Raw genomic sequence first — 1,166 nt, 5'->3', positions numbered from 1 at the left:
CTGTTACGCACTCTTTAAATGAATGGCTGCTTCCAAGCCAACATCCTAGCTGTCAATGCAGTCCAACCGCGTTGCTTCAACTTAATAGAGATTTGGGGACCTTAGCTGTTGGTCTGGGTTCTTTCCCTCTCGGACACGGACCTTAGCACCCGCGCCCTCACTGCCGTGGAACATTTATTAGCATTCGGAGTTTGTCAGGAATTGGTAGGATTTGACTCCCCCGCATCCAATCAGTAGCTCTACCTCTAATAAACTTATACACGACGCTGCACCTAAATGCATTTCGGGGAGTACGAGCTATCTCCCAGTTTGATTGGCCTTTCACCCCTACCCACAGGTCATCCGAAGACTTTTCAACGTCAACCGGTTCGGTCCTCCACTTTGTGTTACCAAAGCTTCAACCTGCCCATGGGTAGATCACAAGGTTTCGCGTCTAATACTACTAACTAAGCGCCCTATTCAGACTCGCTTTCGCTCCGGCTCCGGACCTGAAGTCCTTAACCTCGCTAGTAACATTAACTCGTAGGCTCATTATGCAAAAGGCACGCCGTCACCCAACATGTGGGCTCCGACCGCTTGTAGGCGTACGGTTTCAGGTTCTATTTCACCCTTCTATTCGAAGTGCTTTTCACCTTTCCTTCACAGTACTTGTTCACTATCGGTCTTTCAGGAGTATTTAGCCTTGGAGGATGGTCCCCCCATATTCAGACAGGATTTCACGTGTCCCGCCCTACTCATTTATCATCCAAATATACCTTTCAAATACGGGGCTATCACCCTCTATGGCTGTTCTTTCCAGAACATTCTTTTAAATATATAAAGACTTTTGGGCTAATCCGCGTTCGCTCGCCACTACTTACGGAATCTCTTCGATTTCTTTTCCTCCGGGTACTTAGATGTTTCAGTTCTCCGGGTTTGCTCTCCTTGCGGAGTGACATGTCTTCAACATGCCGGGTTGCCCCATTCGGACATCTGCGGATCAATTCGTGTGTGCCGATCCCCGCAGCTTTTCGCAGCTTACCGCGTCCTTCTTCGCCTCTGAAAGCCTAGGCATCCGCCATACGCCCTTAACGATTTCTTTCCTATTTTTAATTATTACTCAAGCACTCGCAAGTGCTCGGTTTTCTCTTTGTGATATTTTTACCGTTAATGTCAATGATCTTTAA

1 rRNA gene is annotated in these 1,166 nt (G+C 47.6%); it reads right to left on the bottom strand.

Annotation, left to right across the window (positions count from 1 at the left end):
- Positions 1 to 1,081, bottom strand: a 23S ribosomal RNA gene (locus BT156_RS21700); the annotation flags it as partial.
- Between the last annotated feature and the right edge of the window lie 85 nt (positions 1,082 to 1,166).

Origin of the sequence: Chryseobacterium limigenitum (assembly GCF_900114875.1) — a bacterium.
Taxonomy (GTDB): Bacteria; Bacteroidota; Bacteroidia; order Flavobacteriales; family Weeksellaceae; genus Chryseobacterium; species Chryseobacterium limigenitum.
This window is presented reverse-complemented; position numbering and strand designations above follow the sequence as displayed.